Genomic DNA, 22,537 nt, shown 5'->3' on the forward strand with positions numbered 1-22,537 from the left:
AAATGAAAGTGTTTACCGGGAAAAACAAATGGTCTGTCGCGGCACTCGCAACGTCCTTTATGCTAGCCAGTTCGGTAGTGGCATCGGGCGCTGATAAGCCGCGTATCGCGATCATCCACCAGAGCTTCGACACCGAGTACAATGTAATCTGGGCGGATGCCGCCAAAAAGCATCCGGCGGTTACCGACGGATCGGTTGAGCTCACCATCCTCGACGGACGACAGGATCCTTCCGTACAAGCGGGGATGATGGACACAGTCCTCGGTCAGAAATACAACGCGATCGTCTTCATTCCTGTTGACTCCGAAGCGGGTAACGATCCGGTTCGCAAAGCGAAGGAAGCAGGTGTTCCAGTTTTTGGGGCGAACACGCTCATCACCGATCAGTCTCTATACACTGCATTTGTCGGTTCTGACGACGTCGAAGCCGGCAGGCTTCTGGCCAAGGCGGTGACGACGCCAAACCAGCCTGGGAACATCGTTATTCTCGAAGGCAAGATCGGGCATTCCGCTCAAGTCCAGCGGCTACAGGGCATTAAAGAAGCGCTCAAAGATATGCCGGACGTCAAAATCCTCGAGACCAAGACAGCAAATTGGTCCCGTGCAGAAGCTCAAGCTCTCGTAGAAAACTGGATCACCGCACATCCTGGCAAGATCACTGGCATTGCTGCCGAAAACGACGAAATGGCACTTGGCGCGCTGGATGCTGTCAAGTCCGCCGGTCTTGACCCCAAGAAGGTCAAGATTGCAGGCATCGATGGTATCGATGACGCGCTGAATGCCGTCAAGCGCGGGGAAATGCAGTCCGTACTGCAGGACGCGACCAACCAGGCGCAGGGTCTAATCGACGTCGTTCTTGGTAACTTGGAAGGTGAAAGCTTCAAGCCCAGCGCGACAATGTGGAAGGTCAACGGTGGGACCGTTGATTGGACACCAGGTCAGCATACCGGCGTCATGGTTCCGTGGGTACCGGTGACACCCGAAAACGTCGACGCGCTGATCGCATCGCGCACAAAGAAGTAGTCGACGGTGTCTCGCGCTGCGGGCGGCGATGCCGCCCGCAGTCCCACAATCGGAATGCGAATGCACTCCAATTCAGAGAGCGACGAAATGTTTGGAAAATTGATTTCTGAGATGAAAAATGCGCCAAACGGCGCAAAGCGCGGAACGTGGATTCATTCGACATCGATGCTAGGCGCCGAAATGCTGGCGATGTCGAACTGGGATTTTTTGACGATCGATTTGCAGCATAGCCTTTCCGACTATTCTGATCTCGTTTCGCTTATCGCGGTCACAACGAGCCACGGCACCCCTACGCTTGCGCGCGTACCGTCACTGGAGCCTGCGATCATTGGACGGGTGCTGGACGCCGGTGCATCAGGCATCATTTGCCCGATGATTAACTCTGCCGAGGATGCAAAGTCCTTCGTCGGTGCTTGCGCTTACCCACCGAACGGCAAACGAAGCTTTGGCCCTATCCGGGCTAAGCTGATCTGGGGTGATAACTATCTCCAGAAGGTGGATAGCGAAATTGCAAAGTTTGCGATGATCGAAACGCGCGAGGGCCTTGAAGCTGTCGATGCGATCGCAAACACAAAAGGGATTTCAGGCCTCTTCGTTGGTCCTAATGACTTGGCGCTTGCACTAGGTTTCTCGCCCTCTATGGACACGGAACAGCCTGAACTCTTGGCGGCCTTCGACAGAGTCGCCGCAGCGGCGAAATCAGCGGGGATCGTCTGCGGCATGGCCTGCGAGTCTCCGCAGTACACGGTTCGCATGATCGCACGAGGCTACCGCTATTTCAATATTTCATCCGACCTCAGGATGATGGCGGCACGTTCGGCGGAAATACACAAACTTCTCGACAACACTATCAATGCCTAGCTCAGAGCCAAGGAAATTGGAGACAATTTAGTGAGTTATGATCTTCTCGCAGACTTCGGACGTCCACTGCGCTGGGGAATGGTCGGTGGTGGCACGGATTCTCTAATCGGTGAAACTCATCGGCTAGCGGCACGGGTCGATGGGCGATATCAGCTTGTCACTGGCTGCCTGTCCTATGATCCGGCGATAGCTAAGCGCTCCGCCGAAGTCTGCCTCCTTGAGCCCTCGCGTTCATACACGAGTTTTGAAGCAATGGCTGAGGCTGAGGCTAACCGCGAAGACGGCGTCGAAGTTGTCACCGTCTGCACGCCACCACACCTTCACGCGGCAGCATCGGAAGCTTTTCTGAAGCGTGACATCGCCGTGCTTTGCGAGAAGCCGATGACTAAAAACTTGGCGGAAGCCCGAGCACTGAAGGAGACGGTGGACAGTTCACAGGCAAAATTTGCTCTAACGCATTGCTATACCGGGTACCCGATGGTGCGCGAAGCACGAGCCCTTATTTCGTCGGGAGCAATCGGCGCCATCAGACAAATTGAATGTGACTTCGTCAGTGGACCGTTTCTCGATGAGAATCCAGACCGCTCCAAGCGGCATTGGCGTTTCCTGCCCGAATACATGGGAACGGCTTCAATCCTCGGTGAGATCGGCGCGCACGCCATCAACATGATCTCCTACACGTGCGGCGAGCTACCTCAATCGGTCTTGGCAAAAATGGTGACGCTTACACCAGGTCGAGAAGTAGCCGATGACGCTCAGATACTGCTTCAGTTTCCTGGGAACCGCATCGGAAGAATGTGGCTCAGCTTCGTCGCGACGGGGTCCGAGCATGGCCTGGCTTTCAGGGTTTTTGGCGACAAGGGCTCTCTTCAGTGGCGTCAGGAACAGCCTGAGCAGTTGATCCACACTCCGCGCGGTGAGTACGCTAGAACGATCACCAGTGGACATCTCGACAGGCTGACACCACTCGGGGCTCACTCTTGCCGTCTCAGAGAAGGGCACCCCGAGGGTTACGTTCTCGCTTTCGCCAATCTCTACCGAGATTTCGCAGACCAGATCATCGGATCGAGACTTGGCGTAGCTTTGAATCCGCACGTCTCTACGGTCCCCGGCGCCGACGAGGGCGTCGAGACGCTTCGGTTCTTCGAAGCGTGCGTGCGATCCAATGATGCCGGGAGCACCTGGCAAAACCTCTAACATCAAAAGAACTGTCTCAGACAAGGTATATGCAATGACTTCAATCACCATGCTTGGCGCTGGCTTCATCGGCCAGATGCACGCTCTTTCCATCCGATCCTGCGAGAATTCCCGTCATATTCTCAACCAGAAGCCAAGGCTGCTGCGTCTCATCGAGCGGGAGGAGGCAAAGAAAAGCGCAACCCAGACCGCTGCACGTTTTGGCTTCGAGGAGCTGCGACTTGAACCATGGCAGGATCTCGTCAAGTCCGACGACTGCGATCTGTTCGTAAATGCGGGACCTAACCCGGTCCACGCCGATGCGTCGATTGCGTTTGCGCAGGCAGGAAAGCACGTGTTTTGCGAAAAGCCGCTTGCCGGGTCTGCTAACGAAGCCCATCGCGCCTGGGCCGGTGTGCATTCAACTGGTGTGAAGCATATGTGCGCTTTCGTGCATCGCTTCATTCCAGCAATCAAGCAAATGCGCCGCATGATCCTCGCCGGTGACATCGGCGAGGTCCTGCACTACCGCAGCCAGTTTCTTCTCGATATGCGCGATCCTAGCGGGGCACTGAGCTGGCGTTTCAGCGAGCCGGGTGGCGGTGCAGCAGGCGACCTCGGATCGCACCATATTGATGTCGCCCGCTTTCTTGTCGGCGAAATTGAAGAGATCAGTGCGTTTACCCGTACTTCGTCCAAGGATCCCGAAGGCAAGCTAAAGCACATTACAGACGACTCGTTCGTAGCTGTAGCAACTCTTGCGAACGGAGCAGTCGCAACTTTCGACGCGTCACGTATTGTCGGCGGTCATGCGCTTACTGGTCGGATCGAGGTCGACGGCACCAAGGGTTCGATTTCATTTGATATGGAGCGGCTCAACGAGCTTCGGCTCTCAGTTAACAGAGGCGGATGGAGGACATTCCTGATTACCGGCCCTGACCACCCTTACGCCGACTTCTACCTTCCCGTCGGTATTCAGGGAGCACATCCGGTGTCTTGGCGCGATTGCTTCGCCTACCAGATGCATCACATGCTGCAGGCTGTACAGCAGGGTTCTAATGTTGCTGAACTCGGAGCGACATTCGAGGACGGCTATCGCGTGGCGGAAATCGTAGAGGCTGTTATTGCGGCTTCAGAGGAACGCGCCGTCAAGAAGGTCAAGTACCGGAACCACTCAGATCGTTCGGCATGACACGCTTTGACGCTCTCAAAAGTTTATCGGAGAATGCAATGCTAGACTTAAAATTTGACACCTCGAAGCTTGACGATCTGATGGCTGAGGCGGGTATCGAGGTCCTCATCATTAATTCAAAACACAACATCCAATATCTGCTGGGTGGCTACCGATTCTTCTTCTTTGAAGCCGCCGATGCGGCTGGCCTTAGCCGTTACCTTCCCTTGATCGTCTATCGGCGCGGTCGACCGGAAGATGCCGTATACATCGGCAATCCGATGGAGCGGGATGAGGAGCAGCTAAACCAACTAGCATTTCCGAATTTGCGCTTGAATACGTGGGGCACAATCCAGGCAATCGATTCTGCGATCTCGGTTGCGGAGTCTTGGGGTGCCAGCGGCAAGATCGGTATCGAGAGTGGCTTCTTGCCTGCCGACGCCTTTATGCGCCTGACAAGCAAGGTCACCAAGAACGAGCTGGTTGACGCCGTTGTCGTTCTCGAGCGACTGCGCGCAATCAAAACAGACGCCGAGATCGTTCTCCTCAGGGAGGCGTCGGAACGCGTTGTTGCCTCGATGTTGGCTGTTCTTCAGTCGCACGCGCCGGGCTGCACCAAGCGTGACCTGAATGAAGCACTCAGGCGAGAGGAAGTTAACCGCGGGCTCGTATTCGACTATTGCCTGATCACCGCAGGGACGAGCTTGAACCGAGCTCCGACGGATCAGGTTATCAAAGAAAACGATATTATCTCGCTCGATTCTGGAGCCAATTACCATGGATATATCGGGGACCTTTGCCGAATGGGCATTTTCGGAAAGCCGGACTCTGAACTGGTAGACCTACTCGGAGAGATCGAAGAAATTCAGCAGTCTGCTCGAAAGAGCATTGGACCTGGAAACCGGGGGGCTGATTGCTTCGAGGAGCCGACACGCCTTATGGCAAACTCCAAACATTCCGCTCAACTCAGCTATATGGCGCATGGCATGGGGCTGGTAAGTCACGAGGCCCCCAGACTGTCGGACAAAGCGCCGCAAGGTTATCCAGCGTTCGATGCTGAGCGACCGCTCGAGCCTGGAATGATTATTTCGGTCGAGACCACGCTGCTTCATCCGAAGCGTGGATTTATTAAACTGGAAGACACCATTCTGGTGACGGCTACGGGTCACGAGAGCCTTGGAGATACCGGACGCGGATGGAGCATTGCGGGCCGATAATCGGGGGTCGAAGTGAAAAGGCGAGGCGCCGAAAGGGCGCCTTGCTGAAAATAGGTGAGCTGCCTGGCAGGTGGCGTCGCCTTAACCGAGCACAGCACGCGATCGTTGCTTCGGCGTGAATTTCACGCTTTGATCGACAAGGCGATTTCACGCCAGGTGGTGCTGGCTTGGGCGCGGAGTTGGCGATGATCGGCGGCAGTCAGGTGTTTTCGATGAAGATGGAAAAGATTGGCAATCTGGCCGTGGGTTGAGACGAAACGCTGGCATTGCCGCGGCGACTTGAACCGCATCATACGGCGCTCTCGTCGTCGCACGGGAAGGTGAGAATTCTCGACGCGGTTGTTGAGGCCCTTGTGCGAACGGTGCTCGATAACCGGCATGAGCTGTCGCCTTGCGGCGGAGTAAGAGCGCAACTTGTCTGTCACCAGCACGCGTGGCGTGACGCCCTGGCTCTTCAGCAGTTTGCGCATCAGCCGAAGAGCGGCTCCCTTGTTTCTGCGGCTTTGTAGCAGAGCATCGAGAACGTAGCCGTTGGCATCGACGGCGCGCCACAGCCAGTATTTCGTAAGCGGCAAGCTGACCCCATCTGGCGTGGTTAGAGCGTGTGCCTGTATTGCGGATAGACGATTCACAAGCTGTGAGCTTCTATGTCTGCGCCTAGCTCTGGAACCAGAAACTTCCATATGATCGAGGCCGTTGCGGAACGGCTTGAAGGCGCGCCGCGGCAGTTTCGGCGTCGTTGGTCCGATGAATTCAAAGAACGGGCAGTGGCTGAGGCGATGGAGCCTGGCGCAAGCGTTTCAGCGATTGCGCATCGCATCGGCATTCATCCATCACAACTATTTGGCTGGCGTCGCGATGCTCGTGCCGGACCAGGACGCTCTTCGTTGCCTGCGGCTGTCGAGGCGGAAATTGGGTCGGTTTGCGCGAGGGCGGTGATTGAGGTGGTTATCGGCGACGTCGTTGTCCGGGCGGGGGCGGATGCCGATGAAGCGCACCTGCGTCGCGTAATCCAAGCGGTGCGATCGGCATGATCCCGTCGAACGTAAAAGTCTTTCTGGCGAGCCATCCGACCGACTTTCGTAAGGGGCCGGATGGCTTGCTTTCGCTGGTTCGAGATGCTGGCAGTGATCCGTTCAACGGAGCTCTCTATGTCTTCCGGGCGAAACGAGCAGACCGGATCAAGATCGTATGGTGGGATGGCTCCGGCGTTTGCCTTTACGCCAACGATTTGAATTCATACTGCATCTCTCTTCTGGCTTCAGTTGAAGGTTTTGGCTTGGCTTTCGTACTGGTTACGCGCGGCGACGCGATCAACGAGTTGGTTCCACCGGCTGCATTGCTTTTGCGGTATGTCTGCCGTGGGAAGCTCGTACAGGTAGTAGTGTCCGTTGTAGGCATGGCTGGTGACGAGGCCGTGTTCAGCCCATCTGGCGAGGGTATGCTCATGGATATTGAGGCGTGCGGCCGCCTCCTTTTTTGTCAACATCCCACGATCCCGGAGGCGGTCATAGCGTGATCTCAGCTTGTACTCGCGAACGAGATAGGTGACGCGTTTGGTTGTGAAGCGGGCGTTGCGCTGGTCGCGGCGCGTCACCGAGCCGGGACGGTATCCCTGATTATTGAGAATCTCTGCGATGTCGGAAAAAATATGATTGTCGAGGAGTTTGTCGATCAATTCGATGATGTTGCGGTTCGTCTTGATCAGCTGGCTGGGCGATCTTGGGCTGATGGTGACGAGCGTCTGCGTTTTGCCGCCCTTGAAGCGAATATGAGCCTTGGTGGTGCCTCTCTTGGGTAGTTTGAGGAGGGTGACGTCCTCAATGATGTGGGCAAGCAGGCGCTTTCGCTCATGGTTCGGAGTCTCTGGATTGGTCCAGAGCTCTTTGAAGTCCGCCGTCATTGCGATCAACCGCTCGTGTACGGCCTTGTCGAGGATGAATTGATCGTGCTCCCGGCCGCGCTCGCGCTCTTCGCGGGCGTTAGCCAAGATGCGGAGCTTCCCGTTCCATTCGCCCTCGAGCGTGTCGGCGACGAGGCGGTTATTGGGATCGACGAGCATGAAACGGCGCTGGGCGAGATCGGCTTCCGTTTGGGCACGCTCGATCGCGCGACAGCGCAGCCGGTCCGCTTCTTCATGTCGCGCTTCGATCTCCTTGCGGACTTCAATCGCCAATTCGATGGCCGCCGGCGTCATCTGCTCCGCGATCAGCATGCCGATGGCTTCGTCGACGGGAGGTGCAGCGATTGCCTGGCATAGGGGTTCACCGCGATTGGTACGGGCGCGATCACAAACGTACCAGGCTTCCTGCCGGTCACGCCGCGCAGCATAGCGCATGTGAAAATGTCTGCCGCACTGCCCACACACGGCCCGCCCCTGCAGCAACGCCGAGCCCTCCCGCGGAGGTGATGCGACCGCCGCGTTCCATTTATGGCAGATGTTCGACTTTAGAATCCTCAGATTCTCCTGATGCTGCTCCCAATTGATATAGCCGGGATGGGCATCTGGAATACACGCCGTCCAATCGTCACTAGCTTGTTCACGCACGAGCTTTTTGCCATCAATGGTTCGTCGATAGCGACGGCGGCCATAAACATAGGCTCCGGCGTAACGTGGATTGTGCAGCACGCGCATCGCCGTCGAAGGCGTCAGTGGCCGGAAAACCGTCTGGCTGTCGTGCAAGCGGGAGGGAAAGAGAATGCCTTCTTGACGAAAGGCCTTGACGGTCTGGGAGGCGGATCCGACGCGAGAGAACGTCTCGAAGAAATGGGCGATCGTCTCTCTGACTTGCATGTCTGGATCAAGCGTCACATTGCCGGAATGATCGTAGACCATGCCGGTTGGCAGTGGGCAACGAAACTCGCCGCGGCGCGCCTTGTTGAGGATGCCGCCGCGCAGCCGTGCCTTGATCACATGTAGTTCGGCCTCACTCATTGTTCCCTTTAGGCCGAGCAGAAGCCGGTCGTTGAAACTTGCCGGGTCATAGACACCGTCCTCGTCGAGGATCAGGGTGTCAGCAAGGGCGCAGATCTCGAGCAGACGCTGCCAGTCGGCATTGTTGCGCGCCAGACGGGAGACCTCTAGGCCCATGACGATCCCGGCATGCCCCATGCCGACATCGCTGACCAGGCGCTGAAATCCTTCACGCCAGACCGCCGATGCACCGGATTCGCCTTGATCGTTATCGATAACGATAATCTGCTCCTCGCGCCAACCCAGGGCGATAGCGCGGCCGCGAAGCGCATATTGGCGCATGGCGCTCTCGGTATTGTCGATGACTTGCCGCATCGAAGATTGGCGGACGTAGAGGTAGGCGCTGCGTTCCCGGTGATGGGACTGGACTTTGAGGTGTACATTCATGGTGCTCTCCGTTGGTGGATGCTCATGGCGATGGTCGCCAGGACATGAACGACGGCGCTGAGTTCGCCGTGCGCCGGTCGGGTGGCCGATGACGGGTAAAACTGCTCCTGGTCAGGGCTTGCCGCTGCAGGCAGTGCGCGGGCCCATCCCCACATTCCGCGGCGCAGAAAAAGCATGAGCCCGCTACGAGCCTTGAGCGGCAGAACTTCGCCGAGAGCTGCGCTGCGCAGCACCTCGTACTGGTCCGCGATGTCGGGCAATGAACATGCCGGTCCCACGGTAACGTCTAGCGGATCGTTTTTTTTAACACCCGCTCGATCGTCCGGGGATGTAGTGCGATATCGAGTTCGTTGCGGACCAGCCTGGCGAGATCGCGTGCATGAACGGGTTCGCCCGGCACCAGCCTCGCCTGCAGAAATGCCAGGACTTTGTCGTCGACCTTGTGGGGGCCGCGAGGACCCGGCTTTGCCGGCACCAGTCCGGCAATCCCGGTCAGGTCGAAGTTCGCCCTGGCTGGTCTGCCCCCTGAAAAGTGATCCTTCTTGAAGTATGGCTTATGAGCCGAAGAAGGACATTGGAATGGCAGCGAAAAGACACAAGGCAGAAGAGATCGTCACGAAGCTTCGTCAGGTTGACGTGCTGAATGCGCAGGGCAAATCAATGGCGGAAGCGATCCGGTCGATAGGCGTAACGGAAGTTACATATTACCGCTGGCGGGCTGAATACGGTGGCCTGAAGGGCGATCAGGTAAAGCGCCTGAAGGAATTGGAGACCGAGAACGCTCGCCTGCGCCGGGCAGTTTCCGATCTGACATTGGACAAGATGATCCTTGCGGAGGCTGCCAGGGGAAACTTCTAAGCCCCGCCCGCCGCCGTGCCTGTGTGGACCATGTCACCACTGAATTGGGCGTGTCCGAACGACGGGCATGCCGGGTTCTCGGCCAGCATCGTTCTACGCAGCGCAAAATCGCAAAGACACCGGATGACGAGGCGGCATTGACCGCCGACATCACGGCACTCGCTCTCCAGTATGGCCGCTATGGCTACCGTCGCATCGCCGCAATGCTGCACCAGGCTGGTTGGATAGTGAACGTCAAACGGGTCGAGCGAATATGGCGTCGTGAGGGGCTGAAAGTTCCTTCCAAGCAACCCAAGCGCGGTCGGCTCTGGCTGAACGACAGCTCGTGCATTCGGCTTCAGCCGGAATACCCCAACCACGTCTGGTCCTATGACTTTGTCGAAGACCGAACCCACAACGGAAAGAAAATCCGAATGCTCAATGTGATCGACGAGTTCACACGAGAATGCATTGCCATCAGGGTCGAGAGAAAACTGAAGGCGGTGGATGTCATTGATGTGCTCTCCGACCTCTTCATCCTGCGCGGCATCCCGGCACATATTCGTTCCGACAACGGTCCTGAGTTCATCGCCAAGGCTTTGAGGGAGTGGATTGCGCTGGTCGGTGCCAAAACGGCGTACATCATGCCGGGCAGTCCGTGGGAAAACGGCTACTGCGAGAGCTTCAACTCGAAGCTCAGGGACGAACTGCTCAACGGAGAAATCTTCTACACGCTCAAGGAGGCAAAGATCATCATCGAGGGCTGGCGGCAGCACTACAACACCGTACGTCCGCACTCAGCGCTCAACTACAAGCCACCAGCACCCGAAGCCACCGTGTGGCCGCGTCAGAACGGACCGGCATCAACCCCGGCGGTAGCGGCCAGACCCAGCATGCACTAACATTAAACCCGGATCACCCGATTGGGGCAGGCCATTCAGAAGATCCCGAGCCCTCCCTTTTTGCCGCGCCGGGCTATGGTTCGGATTCACGGGACGTGCTGAAACAGTTCGGATACGACGATGGCAGGATCGCCGACCTGCTCGCTGGCGGTGTGATCGTCGCGGCGTAATCCTGGCCAGCGAAACGCGAGGGGTGTGCACTATGGTAAAAGAGCGGGTCTCGCGCGTTGCCAATGTTTTACGAGAGATTGGGGCCGACTTCGCGCTGCTGACGAGCCATGATGCGGTCTGTTATGCGACCGGTCATATTGGGCAGATCGAACTCGGACCGTCGCCTTTTGCCGGCGGTCCCGTCCTTGCCATGGTCGGACGCGATGGAAATGCCGGGCTGCTTCGATCAAACGCGGATGTCACGACGGCGGCCGATTTCGTCGAACAGGAGGTCTACGACGGCCTTGTCAACGATCACGAGATCGACCGGGTTGCTCAATATCTGGCCGGGTTCAAGCGGTTGGCAGGCAGGCTCCGCCTTGGCGGCAGGATTGCGGTCGAACGGGCGACGTTTCCGTCCTCAATTTCCGACTTGGTTTCAAGTCTGGCGGTGGGCAACCTCGTGTCCGTCGACGATGCGCTGTGGCGGGCGCGCGCGATCAAGACCGAACGTGAATTGCAGCTATTGAGGCGAGCCGCGCACGTTGCCGCCGCGGGACAGATGGCGGCGCGACACGCAGTGCGATCAGAGCGCAGCGAAATAGAGGTGTTCGGCGACATCCGAGCGGTGATGGAGCAGGAGGCAGGCGAGCGTTGCGCCGTTTACTGCGATCTTGTCTCGGGCATTGACCGCACCGCCAATATCGGCGGCTGCCCGAGCGGGCGGCTGGTTGGTCCCCGGGATCCGCTGATCGTGGATCTTGCCCCAAGGGTCGGCGGCTACTGGGGCGACAGCTGTGGCTCGTTCTGTCTGGGGAACCCCACGGATGCTTACCTGCGAATGTTTTCAGTAGTCCGGGAGGCACTTGACCTAGCTGCTTCAGAGATGCGCCCGGGCTTATCGACAGCGGCGTTCGACAACCACCTGCGTACCTTCATCACAGCGAATGGATACCGATTTGCGCATCACTCGGGCCACGGAATAGGCACATCGGTCCACGAATATCCCCGGATCGTACCCTACGATCAGGGCACTTTCGAAAGCGGCATGATGATCATGGTCGAGCCGGGTGCCTATCATCCCGACATCGGAGGCATTCGGCTTGAGTGGATGTTCGAAATCATACCATCGGGCGCGCGTACCGTCGCAGAGTTTCCGATGCATCCATCGATCTAGTGACCCTCAAGCCGACCGTCGGCATTGGCGACACCGCAAGCTAGAGAAAAATTATGACGAAGACCAGACTCATCGGCCTGACCTGGGGTCACCGCCGGGCAATCGATCCCTTGAAAAAATCCGCCGAGGCATTCTCGCTCGTGCATCCAGATATCGAGATCGAATGGAAGGTGCGTTCGCTACAGCAGTTCGAGCATCAGCCTTTCGCCAAGGCGGTTGCGTCAGCGGATCTCGTCGTTTTCGATCACCCCTATTGTGGGACGATCATGCGCGACAATCTCTTGTGGCCAGTTGACGATCTGCTTTCCGAGGTAGCGGGAGGGCTCGATCCGGAACGCTATATCGGGCCATCGCTTCAGAGCTATCAGACGGGCGGCCGGACCTGGGCGGTCCCCGTCGATGGTGCGACAGTTCATTCCATTTATCGGGAGGATCTGTTCGGTAAGCTCTCAGTCGATCTGCCGGAAAACTGGTCCGAGGTAATGACTGTTGCCAAAGCAGCCAGCCGCGCCGGCCTTAAGGTCATCATCGCGGCACGGGGCCACCATGCGTTTCTGACGGTGGTAAGTCTGATGGCAAACCTTGGTGGAATCTGGGAAAAGGACCGCGCCTTGGACGCGCCCGCTCTATCCGAGGCGCTTGATTTGTACGATCGATTGCTAGACGTCACGGATCGCGAGCTTTGCCTTACCCTCAATGCCATCGACGTTCATGAACGTTTGGCAAGTTCTCCGGATGCCGCTTATTGTCCGGCATCCTATGGGTACGCAACCTATGGAGAAGCGGTAGGAGCGCATGTGGTTCGTCTTCGGTTTGCGGACTTTCCCGGCCCCCTCGGTGCGTCAGGCGCCGTTCTGGGAGGCGCGGGCGTCGGCATTTCACGGGTATGTTCGAACCTCGAAACAGCACGCTCCTATCTCGCCTATCTTGGACAACCTGATGTGCAACGGTCGTTTTCGCATTCCTCGGGTCAGCCTGCGCGTATCGAGAGTTGGCTGGAACCGGCAACCGACAGCAGGTTCAACGGCTTCTACTCCGCCGTTACCCGAACGATGGAGCAAAGTTCCATTCGTCCGCGCGCTGCCGGTTACGCCGCAGTCGAACAGAATCTGTCCTCCGTTGTGACCAAGTTCCTGCAGGGAAGCATGCAGCGGGCGGCGGCAGTGCGGTCCATGCAGGAAATCTGGCGGCGATTTCTGTAAGGGCTCCTTCAGAGCCGGGCCTACCCGAAGCGATTTGACCTTCGGCCGCATTTTCCCGTGTCGATGGCCAGCAGGGCGCCTTCGAGCGGATTTCGCCTTAGCTCTTCGTCCGTCATCGCAAAGCGGGCTGAGGTGACGAAAAGCCTTGAGAGATCGTTGCCGCCAAAAGTGCAGCTTGTCGGCTGGGAAACCGGCAGGTCAATCACTTGGTCCAGCCGCCCCGTTGGATCGAACCGGACGATGCAGCCCCCTCGGGCGACGCGGCAATTCCAGATGTACCCTTCTTCGTCGAGGCACGAGCCATCCGGAAGGCCCCGATCGAAACCGGCAAATACGGGAACGCGGTTGCGGAGTGTGGAGCCGGCGATCTCATAGGAATAGATCGTGTTTTGAATCGTGTCCGCCGTCAGCACCGTACCGTCGCCTAGCCAGACCAAGGTGTTGGTGATGCCGAACAGATCATCCGTCAGCGGCAGCACCTTGCCATCGGGTGTATAGCGGTAGAGCCGGCCCTTCTCGCCGCTCATAGCCATAGGCGTCCCGTCATCGGCGATGTTGTTCTCCATAGTGCCAATCCAAAAGGCACCATCTGGGCCGACAACGCCTTCATTCAACCGATTGCTGGTCGTTCCGGGCTCCACTGTCGCAACAGTCCGGTACGCATCTCCATAGTCCCACAGCGCGATCGTGGTGGCGAGGCCGACAATCGCTCCGCCGTCTTGCCTCAGTCCGATCGAGGTTGGCATGTCTGGCGTCGGCCAGCGTTGGTGCTCACCTGTTGCCGGTGCTAAGGCGTGGATGGCTCTTCCAACGATATCGACCCACAGCAGACGCTCCCTGCGGTCATCCCACACAACGCTTTCCCCGACGACATTGGCCGCCGCCAGAGCAACCTCGATATTTACTCCCACAGATACCTCCGGTCTGAAATTGACTGTTGACAGACAGGGTAATCATAAAATACGCATAAATCAATAAAAGCTGTAATACAGGTTTTGAACTTTTGAACGGAGTTACACATGGCGACTTTTCCGGAGGTCGGAAACGCGGGGCTGGTCAGCAATGCGATTGGGGCGATCACCGCTCACATCCGCATGAACGAACTCGGGCCGGGTGATCGCCTGCCGAGCGAGGCGGCTCTGTCGAAGGAGCTCAGTGTTTCAAGGACGGTGGTTCGCGAGGCCTTTCGGTCGCTCGCCGCGATGCGACTGATCGACCTGAGCGTCGGCAAGCGGGCGACGGTCGCGCAACTGGATCACGGTGCAATGTCGCTGATGATCGAACACGGCATCGACACAGAGCAGATCAATGTCCAGCAGATCTACGATGTTCGCCGGACGATCGAAGTACGCACAGCCACCCTTGCGGCCCTGCGCCGTTCCAATGATGAAGCCCGTGCGATCCTCGAGCATGCCGAGGCGATGCGGACAAATTTCGATGCGCCGGAACGGGTCATGGAGAGCGACCTGGCATTCCATCTTGAAATTGCCCGCGCCTCGAAGAACCCGATCTTCGCGATGATTGTCGGCGCATTTCAGGGTGTCTCGCGACAGACCTGGCCAATCGGTTGGCGCAGTCGATCATCAGACAATGAGCGGCATGCCATGAACGACCTGCATGTTGCGATCGCCGAGGCGATTGGTGCGGGTGATCCTCAGGCCTCAAGCCAATTGATGGCCCAGCATTTTGACGAGAGCGTGAAAGCGTTGCTGGCAGCCGGCGTCGCATAGGGAAGCATCTATGAAAATCACGAAACTAGAGACCGTGCGTGTCGCGGAACGCCAGAACTTGCTCTGGGTATTGGTCCATACGGACGAAGGCATCACCGGTCTCGGGGAGACGTTCTTCGGTGCGCAGACCGTGGAAACCTACATTCATGAATACGTAGCGCCACGCGTTATCGGACGCGATCCGCTGCAGATCGATCTCCTGGCCGCCGATCTCGTCGGCTATCTCGGATTTCGGTCGTCAGGAGCTGAGGTACGGGGCAATTCGGCATTCGACATTGCGCTCTGGGATATCTTCGGAAAGGCGACCGGACAGCCGATCGCACAGCTCTTGGGTGGGTTTAGCCGCCGCGAAATCCGCACCTACAACACCTGCGCCGGTACGGAATACATCAAGAAGGCAACTGGCCAGACGACCGCCAACTACGATTTGTCAGCATCAGCGACCAACGCCTATGACGATCTGAACGGCTTCCTTCTCAACGCGGACGATCTCGTCCACTCCCTGCTTGAAGAGGGGATAACGGCGATGAAGATATGGCCGTTCGATATCGCGGCCGAGAAGACCCGCGGCCAGTACATTTCGTCACCCGATCTCAGGCGCGCGCTGGAACCGTTCGAAAAAATCCGTTCGGCCGTCGGCGACAAGATGGACATCATGGTCGAGTTCCACTCGATGTGGCAACTCCTGCCTGCCATTCAGATCGCAAAGGCGCTGACGCCCTACCAGACGTTCTGGCACGAAGATCCGATCAAGATGGACAGTCTCTCCAGCCTCGGACGCTACGCTGCCGCATCACCTGCACCAATCTCGGCATCGGAAACACTGGGTTCGCGCTGGGCCTTCCGCGATCTGCTGGAGACGGGGGCTGCTGGTGTGGTGATGCTCGACATCAGCTGGTGTGGCGGACTGTCGGAAGCACGCAAGATCGCTGCTATGGCGGAAGCCTGGCACCTGCCGGTCGCGCCTCATGATTGTACCGGGCCCGTCGTGCTTTGCGCTTCGACGCATCTGTCGCTCAACGCGCCCAATGCACTTGTCCAGGAGAGCGTTCGGGCCTTCTACAAGACTTGGTATCGCGATCTCGTCACGGCGTTGCCCGAGGTGAAAAACGGCATGATCACCGTGCCGCCTGGTGCCGGATTGGGCATGGAGCTGCATCCGGATCTCGAGAAGGCATTCACGGTGTCCTGCCGCGTATCGGACGCCGCAAGCATCTGACGTGGTACTGAACCAACACGTAAACCTGGGAGGAAAAGGCATGAGAAAGAGCATTATCTGCGGTGCATGGGGACTTGCCCTCATGGCCACCACGAGCGTCGCACAGGCCGAGCCGCTGAACATCGTGTTCGCGCACCATTCTTCGGCATCGAACACCTTCTGGCAGGCGGTCAAGAAGGGCTTCGACGACGCCTGCGAGAAGATCGGCGCGAACTGCCAGATGGTCTTCACTCAGACCGAAGGATCGGTCGAGCAGCAGCTGTCGAACATTGAAGCAGCACTTGCGCGCAAACCTGATGCGCTCTTGACCTCGATCGTCGATGACAAGGCGCTCGACGACGTGATTGATCGTGCGGTCAAGGACGGCGTCGTTGTCATTGGCGTCAACGTTGATGACAGCAAGGGGGCTGATGGCAACAAACGTGCGGCGTTCGTCGGTCAGGGCTTCCGGCCGGCCGGTCATTCGCTCGGCAAGGCGATCTCGGAGAGTTTTCCGAAGGATGGGCCGGTCAAGGTTCTGGTTGGCGTCTCCGCACCCGGACAGAATTGGTCGGAGGCGCGCGGGCGGGGCGTCATGGATTTTCTTGAAGAATACAAGGCTGCCAACCCGACGCGGGATATCTCCTGGGAACGTATTGACAGCGGAACCGACCTTGCTGTGACCGCAGACCGTGTCGGCGCCTATCTCAACGCGCACCCGGATACCACCGCCTATCTCGATACCGGCTTCTGGCATGCGTCGGTCGCACGCGTCCTAAAGGATCGCGGCATTGCGCCCGGAAAGGTTCTGCTCGGCGGTTTCGACCTCGTGCCTGAAGTGGTTCAGCAGATGCAGGCCGGCTATGTGCAGGCCGAGGTCGACCAGCAGCCATACATGCAAGGTTTCATGCCCGTGATGGAAGTCTACCTCGCCAAGAAGCTAGGCCTTGCCCCGTCGAACATCGATACCGGTCAAGGCATCGTGCGCCCGGCGGATGCAGATATGATCATGGATCTGTCCGCTAAGGGCCTACGCTAAGGTGCGGCAGGAAGGGGATCACTCAAGAGCCCCTTCCGTTCTGGAGATTGCTTAATGAAAAGACTTCTGAAGATTTACATGGAGAAGCCGGAGCTTGCCGCTCTCCTCCTGCTGGTCGTTCTGATCTTACTGTTCCAGAGCCGGTCGGGAGGTATATTCCTTACCGCCGGCAATCTACGAGGCGTGTTCGGAATTCTGCCGGAGATGGCCTTGGTCGCCATCGGCGTGACCGTCTTGATGATATGCGGCGAGTTCGATCTCTCCGTTGGCGCGGTGTTCGCGTTGATGCCGATGACCATCGCGGTCCTGATGATCCATGATGTTTCCTTTCCCGTGGCGCTGGCGGCGGGGCTGCTTGTGTGCGTTGCGATCGGGTTTCTCAACGGTTTCCTGACGATCCAGTTCACCATCCCAAGTTTCATCACAACACTCGGGATGATGTTCGTGGCGCGCTCCTTGACGGTGGTGGTCTCCGGTGGATTTCCGCCGTTGTTGTCACCGGACCTGCCGACCTGGTTGTTCACCAGTTTCGTCGGACCGGGCGGGCTCTTCCGTATGTCCTTTATCTGGTTTGTTGTTGTCGCAATCCTCGTGTCCCTGCTGCTGAGCCGCACGAATTTCGGCAATTGGGTACGCGCGACCGGTGGCTTCTTGCCCGCAGCAAATGCGATGGGCATTCCGACGGCGCGGGTCAAAATCGCCTGCTTCATCCTGTGCTCGGTTCTGAGTGGATTTGCTGGCCTGATTCAGGTCTTGCGCCTCGGCTCTCCGCTGCCATCGATCGGGGAGGGCATGGAATTGCAAGCCGTTGCGGCTGCCGTCATTGGCGGAACTGCGCTTACAGGCGGTATCGGCGCGGTTCTCGGAGGCATTATCGGCGTGGCGCTGATCCGTGTCATCGACAACGGCTTGATACTGAGTCAGGTCGACGCCAACTGGTTCAAGTTCGCTATCGGATCGCTGACGATCTTCGCGGTTATTGCAAATTCCTGGCTGCGCAAACGCGCCAAGGCGATCAAGGTGGAGGTGTGAGCCATGAACGAACCCATCGTATCGGTTAAAAACCTGCACAAGTGGTATTCTGGAGTCCATGCCGTCAAAGGGGTCTCGGTCGATTTCGCCAGAAACGAGGCTGTTGGACTGATCGGTGACAACGGAGCCGGAAAGTCGACGCTCATCAACATCCTTTCCGGCGTACAAAAGCAGGACGGAGGCGAGATCTTCGTGGAGGGCCGGAAGGTTGCCATTTCCGGACCTCGTGACTCGATGAGGCTCGGCATCGAGACCATCTATCAATACAATTCCATGGTCCCAACCATGTCGATCGCGCGCAACCTTTTCATCGGTCGGGAGCCGATGCGGTTTTCGATTGCAGGCGTCGGCGTAATGGATATGCGCAAGATGCGTGAGGAAAGCGTCAAGGCCATCAGCAATGTGGATTTGCATCTGAGATCGCCCGACGCACTTGTCGGCGAGCTCTCGGGCGGGCAGCGGCAGGGCGTCGCCATCGCGCGCGCCATGCATTTCAAATCGAAGGTGATGATCCTTGATGAGCCGACCAATCACCTCTCGGTCAAGGAAACCAACAAAGTCATCGGTTTCGTTCGCTCCCTCAAAGAGCAGAACGTCACCGGCATCTTCATCAGTCACAACATGCACCACGTCTTCGAATGCTGTGATCGGGTTGTCGCCATGGCCCGTGGCCAGGTCGTGCTCGACAAGCGGATCGGCGACACGACGATCGAAGAAGTTCAATCGGTGCTCTGAGGAACGACATGGCAATACTAGAAGGAAAGACGGCGCTGATCACTGGTGGACTCGGTACTTTGGGTCGTGCGCAGGCGAGGCGGCTTCATGCTGAAGGTGCCTCGGTTGTCGTTCTCGATCGGCCGACCGCGGACGACGGAGCCGACCGGGCGGCAGAACTTGGAGCCGGTGTACGGTTTCTCGGTTGCGATCTCAACCAGTTGCAGGTCACGGAGGAAATTGTCAGCAAGGAAGCCAAAGCCTCAGGTGGCATCGACATCCTCATCAACAATGCCGCCTTGATCATCAACAGGCCGTTCGAGGCGTTCAGTCTCGAAGAGTACGAAGATCAAATCCGCGTCAACTCATCCGCCGCTTTCGCAACGGTAAGGGCGGTCGCGCCATTCATGAAGGAACGCCGCAGCGGGAAAATCCTCAATTTCACCTCGATCACCATGAACGGACAATGGGATGGCTACGTGCCCTACGTGGCGTCGAAAGGAGCCATGGCTGGCCTTACCAAAGGGCTCGCACGGGAACTTGGCCCGTACGGCATCCACGTCAACGCCGTCTCGCCAGGTGCGGTGGTTTCAGAAGCCGAGGAACGGGTGTTCGGGGATCGGCTGCAGCAATATAGCGACTGGGTTCTGGACCGGCAGTGCCTGAAAAAGCGGATCGACCCCGACCATGTCGCAAGCCTCGTTCTCTTTCTAGTCTCACCGGCGTCGGATATGATCTCGGGCCAGAATTTTGCCATCGACGGAGGCTGGTAATTGCATCCGCAAGTGATCGCTCTGGAGAACGACAGGGCCCGCGTCGGTGTTGTTCCCAGCTTGGGTGCAGGTCTGGCGCTGCTTGATGTCCGTGACGCCGCGGGGAAGTACCGGCCTCTCCTGCGGCCATGGAGCGGGCGGATCGTTGATGGTCCCTTCGCTCTGGCCTGTAATGTTTTGGTCCCCTTCTCCAACAGGATATCGCAGGGAGGCTTTGTATTCGGCGAGCACTTCCACGCCATCAGTCCCAATTTGGACGGTCAAGAGCTTCCGATTCACGGAGATGCGTTCATGCGGGAGTGGCTGATCTCGGGGCGGGATGCATCGACGATCACGCTGCATTGTCCTCACGGTAGTATCGGCCCGTTTCGGTATGAAGCGAAGCAGACGCTGGTCTTGTCGCAAACTCGGCTTGTCGTCCATCTGGAGGTGACGTCGGCAGCACCGACGGCCTTGCCTTTTGGCATCGGGTTTCATCCCTGGTTTCCACGAAGCCCACAGACAAGAGTTCGCTTTTCAGCGGACAAAGTCTGGCTGGAGAATGAAAAACATCTGCCGCTGGGATTGATCGATATCGACGCGGAAGGTCGCTGGGATTTCTCGACTCAGATCCCTTTGCCGAGCCGGTGGATCAACAATGCATTCACTGGCTGGGCGGGCTTTTGCGATGTCGACCAAGGCCCTGATGCCGTTTCCTTCCGCTTGAGCGCATCTGACAATCTCGGCGTGGCTGTCGTCTATTCGCCGGGGCCAGATGCGGATTTCCTCTGCCTCGAGCCTGTTTCCCATCCAGTGGATGCGCACAATCTTCCCGGTATGCCGGGGCTGGCGGTTCTTCAGCCCGGCGAAACCCTCACAAGTTCGATGACTTTGGACTGGAGTTCCTCATGGCACTGAATTCGTTTGCCCGCGGCACGTTTGTAGGCCGGATATTCCGCGCGGAGCTTGGCGGTCCGTCCGTGGTCGTCGTGCGCGACGGAATGGTGTTCGATATCACCTGTGCCGAGGCGCCGACGATGCGCGACGTGCTGGAGAAAGACGATCCGGTCTCGTTCGTTCGCGCGCAGCCCGGCGAAATTGTCGCGCCGCTGGGAGCGATCATGGACCCGGATCTGCCCAACCATGCCCCATATTCGATGCTTGCACCCTGTGACCTGCAGGCGGTGAAGGCGTGTGGTGTCACCTTCGCGCGCTCGATGCTCGAGCGGGTGATCGAAGAACGAGCAGCCGGAAACCCAGACCTGGCGCGGTCGATACGCGAACGGGTGACGAGGGTTATCGGGGATAGTTTGCGCGACCTGCATGCCGGATCTGCGGAAGCCGCAAAGGTCAAAGAGGCATTGATCGAAGTCGGCCTCTGGTCGCAATATCTGGAGGTGGGGATCGGACCAGACGCGGAGGTCTTTACCAAGGCCCAGGTCCTGTCGTCTGTCGGCTGGGGCGCGACCGTTGGACTTCATCCGGTGTCGAACTGGAACAACCCTGAGCCCGAGATTGTACTGGCCGTCGATAGCCGGGGGTGCGTGAAGGGGGCAACACTGGGCAACGACGTCAACCTGCGCGATGTCGAGGGCCGTTCGGCACTCCTGCTGGGCAAGGCGAAGGACAATAATGCCTCATCTGCTATCGGTCCTTTTATCCGTCTGTTCGATGAGACCTACTCGATTGACGACGTGCGCAATGCCGAACTTGAATTGCGGATCGAGGGCAGGGACGGTTTCGTTCTTAACGGCAGCAGCTCGATGAAGGAGATCAGCCGCGATCCTATCGATCTCGTCGCGCAGACGATTGGCCGCCACCACCAATATCCGGATGGTTTCATGCTTTTCATGGGAACGCTTTTTGCACCTGTCGAGGATCGCGATACGCCTGGCCAAGGCTTCACGCACAAGATCGGCGACCGAGTGACGATTTCGAACGCCCAGTTGGGGAGCCTGATCAACACGGTGGCCCTGTCGACCGAATGTCCACCCTGGACCTTCGGAACCGCCGCAATCATGCGCAACCTTGCCAAGCGCGGCCTGATTGGCAACTAGGACCAATCATCGGCCAGCTCCCCTGCGCGTGGCCCGGAGGGGTAGCGGTCACTCGGCACGCTCGAGCTGCTGGAGGCATGGACCTAGCAGGGTGTTGAAAAAGCCCTAGCGCCCGGGCTCTGGTCATGATTCACTCGCTGTATTGCGATTTGGAGCTGATGGATGCGCGGCGGCGATGTGAGGACAGGCGAACTCTTCAGCTATGTCGATCTTGAGGATCGGGTTCGAAAAGATCATCCTTTACGGGCCATCCGGCAGATCGTGAACGAAGCGCTTCTTTTATTGGAACGAGATTTTTCGGCGCTTTATTCGCCGATCGGACGGCCGTCGATCGCGCCTGAGAAGCTTCTACGTGCCATGCTTTTGCAAGCCTTCTATTCGATCCGTTCTGAACGGCTTTTAATGGAGCGGCTGGAATACGACCTTCTTTTCCGCTGGTTTGTTGACATCGGCATTGACGATCCGGCTTGGGACCACTCGGTGTTTTCGAAGAACCGCGACCGGTTGCTTGATGGCGACATCGCTGCGAAGTTCCTGGGTGCAATCCTTTCCCAGCCCAAGGTAAAGCGGCTGCTGTCAACAGACCATTTCTCCGTCGATGGCACACTGATCGAGGCCTGGGCGTCGATGAAGAGCTTCAAGCCGAAGGACGGCCCAAGGGCGATAATGGCGAACCACCATCAGATAGCGGCGGTCGGAATGCGGAAGCAGACTTCCACGGCGAAAGGCGTTCCAACGAGACGCATGCTTCAACGTGTCGTTTGGCAGTTAACCGTGAGATTGCGGCCGTTGTTTTCCCATTTGGCACTTAGTTAGAGATTCTGTCGGCCGAGAATCTCAAATTAAGTGCAACTGTGACGACCCAAGCGACTGACGCGAACAGTCTAAGATCTCTTCTATAGCGCTGTCGAAGCGGGCTTTGTTCTCACCCATCATATG

Annotated in this window: 19 protein-coding genes and 3 pseudogenes; 19 read left to right on the plus strand and 3 right to left on the minus strand. The window is 57.9% G+C overall.

Going from position 1 to position 22,537, the window contains the following annotated elements; translation table 11 throughout:
- The first annotated feature begins 2 nt into the window (after positions 1–2).
- From GVL52_RS25790 to GVL52_RS25810, 5 genes are read left to right on the plus strand one after another with little or no spacing between them, the layout of a single operon-like run.
- Complete coding sequence (locus GVL52_RS25790; protein ID WP_160012283.1) at positions 3–1,022, plus strand: substrate-binding domain-containing protein; 1,020 nt, start codon at positions 3–5, stop codon at positions 1,020–1,022.
- A gap of 60 nt (positions 1,023–1,082) precedes the next feature.
- Positions 1,083–1,883 carry an HpcH/HpaI aldolase/citrate lyase family protein gene (locus GVL52_RS25795; protein ID WP_160012284.1) on the plus strand — a complete coding sequence of 267 codons (801 nt, stop codon included), beginning with the start codon at positions 1,083–1,085 and terminating at the stop codon, positions 1,881–1,883.
- Positions 1,884–1,913: 30 nt separating this feature from the next.
- A complete protein-coding gene (locus GVL52_RS25800; protein WP_160012285.1) occupies positions 1,914–3,080 on the plus strand; it encodes a Gfo/Idh/MocA family protein in 1,167 nt (388 codons plus the stop codon).
- A gap of 34 nt (positions 3,081–3,114) precedes the next feature.
- Positions 3,115–4,251: a Gfo/Idh/MocA family protein gene (locus tag GVL52_RS25805; protein ID WP_160012286.1), complete on the plus strand. Its 1,137-nt coding sequence runs from the start codon at positions 3,115–3,117 to the stop codon at positions 4,249–4,251.
- The gene (locus tag GVL52_RS25810) at positions 4,248–5,447 is read left to right on the plus strand and encodes a Xaa-Pro peptidase family protein (protein ID WP_160012287.1); all 1,200 of its coding nucleotides are present in this window, start codon (positions 4,248–4,250) and stop codon (positions 5,445–5,447) included. The genes GVL52_RS25805 and GVL52_RS25810 overlap by 4 nt, the downstream gene beginning before the upstream one ends.
- A 122-nt stretch (positions 5,448–5,569) precedes the next feature.
- On the opposite strand, the pseudogene GVL52_RS25815 reads toward GVL52_RS25810, so the two are convergent.
- A pseudogene (locus GVL52_RS25815) lies at positions 5,570–6,010 on the minus strand (transposase); the annotation flags it as partial.
- Positions 6,011–6,130: 120 nt separating this feature from the next.
- Between GVL52_RS25815 and GVL52_RS25820 the strand changes: the two are divergent.
- Positions 6,131–6,481: a transposase gene (locus GVL52_RS25820; protein WP_244619283.1), complete on the plus strand. Its 351-nt coding sequence runs from the start codon at positions 6,131–6,133 to the stop codon at positions 6,479–6,481.
- Positions 6,478–6,672, plus strand: a pseudogene (gene tnpB / locus GVL52_RS31350) (IS66 family insertion sequence element accessory protein TnpB); the annotation flags it as partial. The gene GVL52_RS25820 and the pseudogene tnpB, both read left to right, overlap by 4 nt.
- Before the next feature lie 36 nt (positions 6,673–6,708).
- Here tnpB and GVL52_RS25830 read toward each other — a convergent pair.
- Positions 6,709–8,808, minus strand: coding sequence for a recombinase family protein (locus GVL52_RS25830; protein WP_160012290.1), 2,100 nt, complete (start codon positions 8,806–8,808; stop codon positions 6,709–6,711).
- Between the two features lie 579 nt (positions 8,809–9,387).
- On the opposite strand from GVL52_RS25830, the gene GVL52_RS25840 reads away from it, so the two are divergent.
- From GVL52_RS25840 to GVL52_RS25850, 3 genes are all read left to right on the plus strand, one after another.
- Positions 9,388–10,547 (plus strand): IS3 family transposase gene (locus GVL52_RS25840; protein ID WP_113523553.1). Its coding sequence is split into 2 segments (ribosomal slippage): positions 9,388–9,652 and positions 9,652–10,547, totalling 1,161 coding nucleotides; the frame shifts between segments, so codons are not numbered across the junction.
- 202 nt (positions 10,548–10,749) lie between these two features.
- A complete protein-coding gene (locus GVL52_RS25845; protein WP_160012291.1) occupies positions 10,750–11,874 on the plus strand; it encodes a Xaa-Pro peptidase family protein in 1,125 nt (374 codons plus the stop codon).
- Positions 11,875–11,984: 110 nt separating this feature from the next.
- Complete coding sequence (locus GVL52_RS25850) at positions 11,985–13,076, plus strand: ABC transporter substrate-binding protein (protein ID WP_160012292.1); 1,092 nt, start codon at positions 11,985–11,987, stop codon at positions 13,074–13,076.
- Positions 13,077–13,096: 20 nt separating this feature from the next.
- On the opposite strand, the gene GVL52_RS25855 is transcribed toward GVL52_RS25850, so the two are convergent.
- The gene (locus tag GVL52_RS25855; protein WP_200847904.1) at positions 13,097–13,987 is read right to left on the minus strand and encodes an SMP-30/gluconolactonase/LRE family protein; all 891 of its coding nucleotides are present in this window, start codon (positions 13,985–13,987) and stop codon (positions 13,097–13,099) included.
- A gap of 108 nt (positions 13,988–14,095) precedes the next feature.
- On the opposite strand from GVL52_RS25855, the gene GVL52_RS25860 reads away from it, so the two are divergent.
- The 9 genes and pseudogenes from GVL52_RS25860 to GVL52_RS25900 form a co-directional block, all read left to right on the plus strand.
- Positions 14,096–14,806 (plus strand): FadR/GntR family transcriptional regulator, encoded by a 711-nt coding sequence (locus GVL52_RS25860; RefSeq protein ID WP_160012293.1) that lies wholly within the window; start codon positions 14,096–14,098, stop codon positions 14,804–14,806.
- 10 nt (positions 14,807–14,816) lie between these two features.
- A complete protein-coding gene (locus GVL52_RS25865) occupies positions 14,817–16,025 on the plus strand; it encodes a mandelate racemase/muconate lactonizing enzyme family protein (RefSeq protein ID WP_160012294.1) in 1,209 nt (402 codons plus the stop codon).
- Between the two features lie 40 nt (positions 16,026–16,065).
- Positions 16,066–17,043, plus strand: coding sequence for a sugar ABC transporter substrate-binding protein (locus tag GVL52_RS25870; RefSeq protein WP_160012295.1), 978 nt, complete (start codon positions 16,066–16,068; stop codon positions 17,041–17,043).
- 54 nt (positions 17,044–17,097) lie between these two features.
- A complete protein-coding gene (locus GVL52_RS25875; protein WP_160012296.1) occupies positions 17,098–18,075 on the plus strand; it encodes an ABC transporter permease in 978 nt (325 codons plus the stop codon).
- A 3-nt stretch (positions 18,076–18,078) separates the two neighbouring features.
- Complete coding sequence (locus GVL52_RS25880) at positions 18,079–18,810, plus strand: ATP-binding cassette domain-containing protein (RefSeq protein ID WP_160012297.1); 732 nt, start codon at positions 18,079–18,081, stop codon at positions 18,808–18,810.
- A gap of 8 nt (positions 18,811–18,818) precedes the next feature.
- A complete protein-coding gene (locus tag GVL52_RS25885) occupies positions 18,819–19,562 on the plus strand; it encodes an SDR family oxidoreductase (RefSeq protein WP_160012298.1) in 744 nt (247 codons plus the stop codon).
- Complete coding sequence (locus GVL52_RS25890; RefSeq protein WP_160012299.1) at positions 19,563–20,459, plus strand: aldose 1-epimerase; 897 nt, start codon at positions 19,563–19,565, stop codon at positions 20,457–20,459.
- Positions 20,450–21,598, plus strand: a complete 1,149-nt coding sequence (locus tag GVL52_RS25895; RefSeq protein WP_160012300.1) for a fumarylacetoacetate hydrolase family protein — start codon at positions 20,450–20,452, stop codon at positions 21,596–21,598. Before GVL52_RS25890 ends, GVL52_RS25895 begins: the two co-directional genes overlap by 10 nt.
- Positions 21,599–21,760: 162 nt before the next feature.
- A pseudogene (locus GVL52_RS25900) lies at positions 21,761–22,353 on the plus strand (transposase); the annotation flags it as partial.
- Between the last annotated feature and the right edge of the window lie 184 nt (positions 22,354–22,537).

The organism is Rhizobium sp. 18055 (genome assembly GCF_902706285.1).
Taxonomy (GTDB): Bacteria; Pseudomonadota; Alphaproteobacteria; order Rhizobiales; family Rhizobiaceae; genus Rhizobium.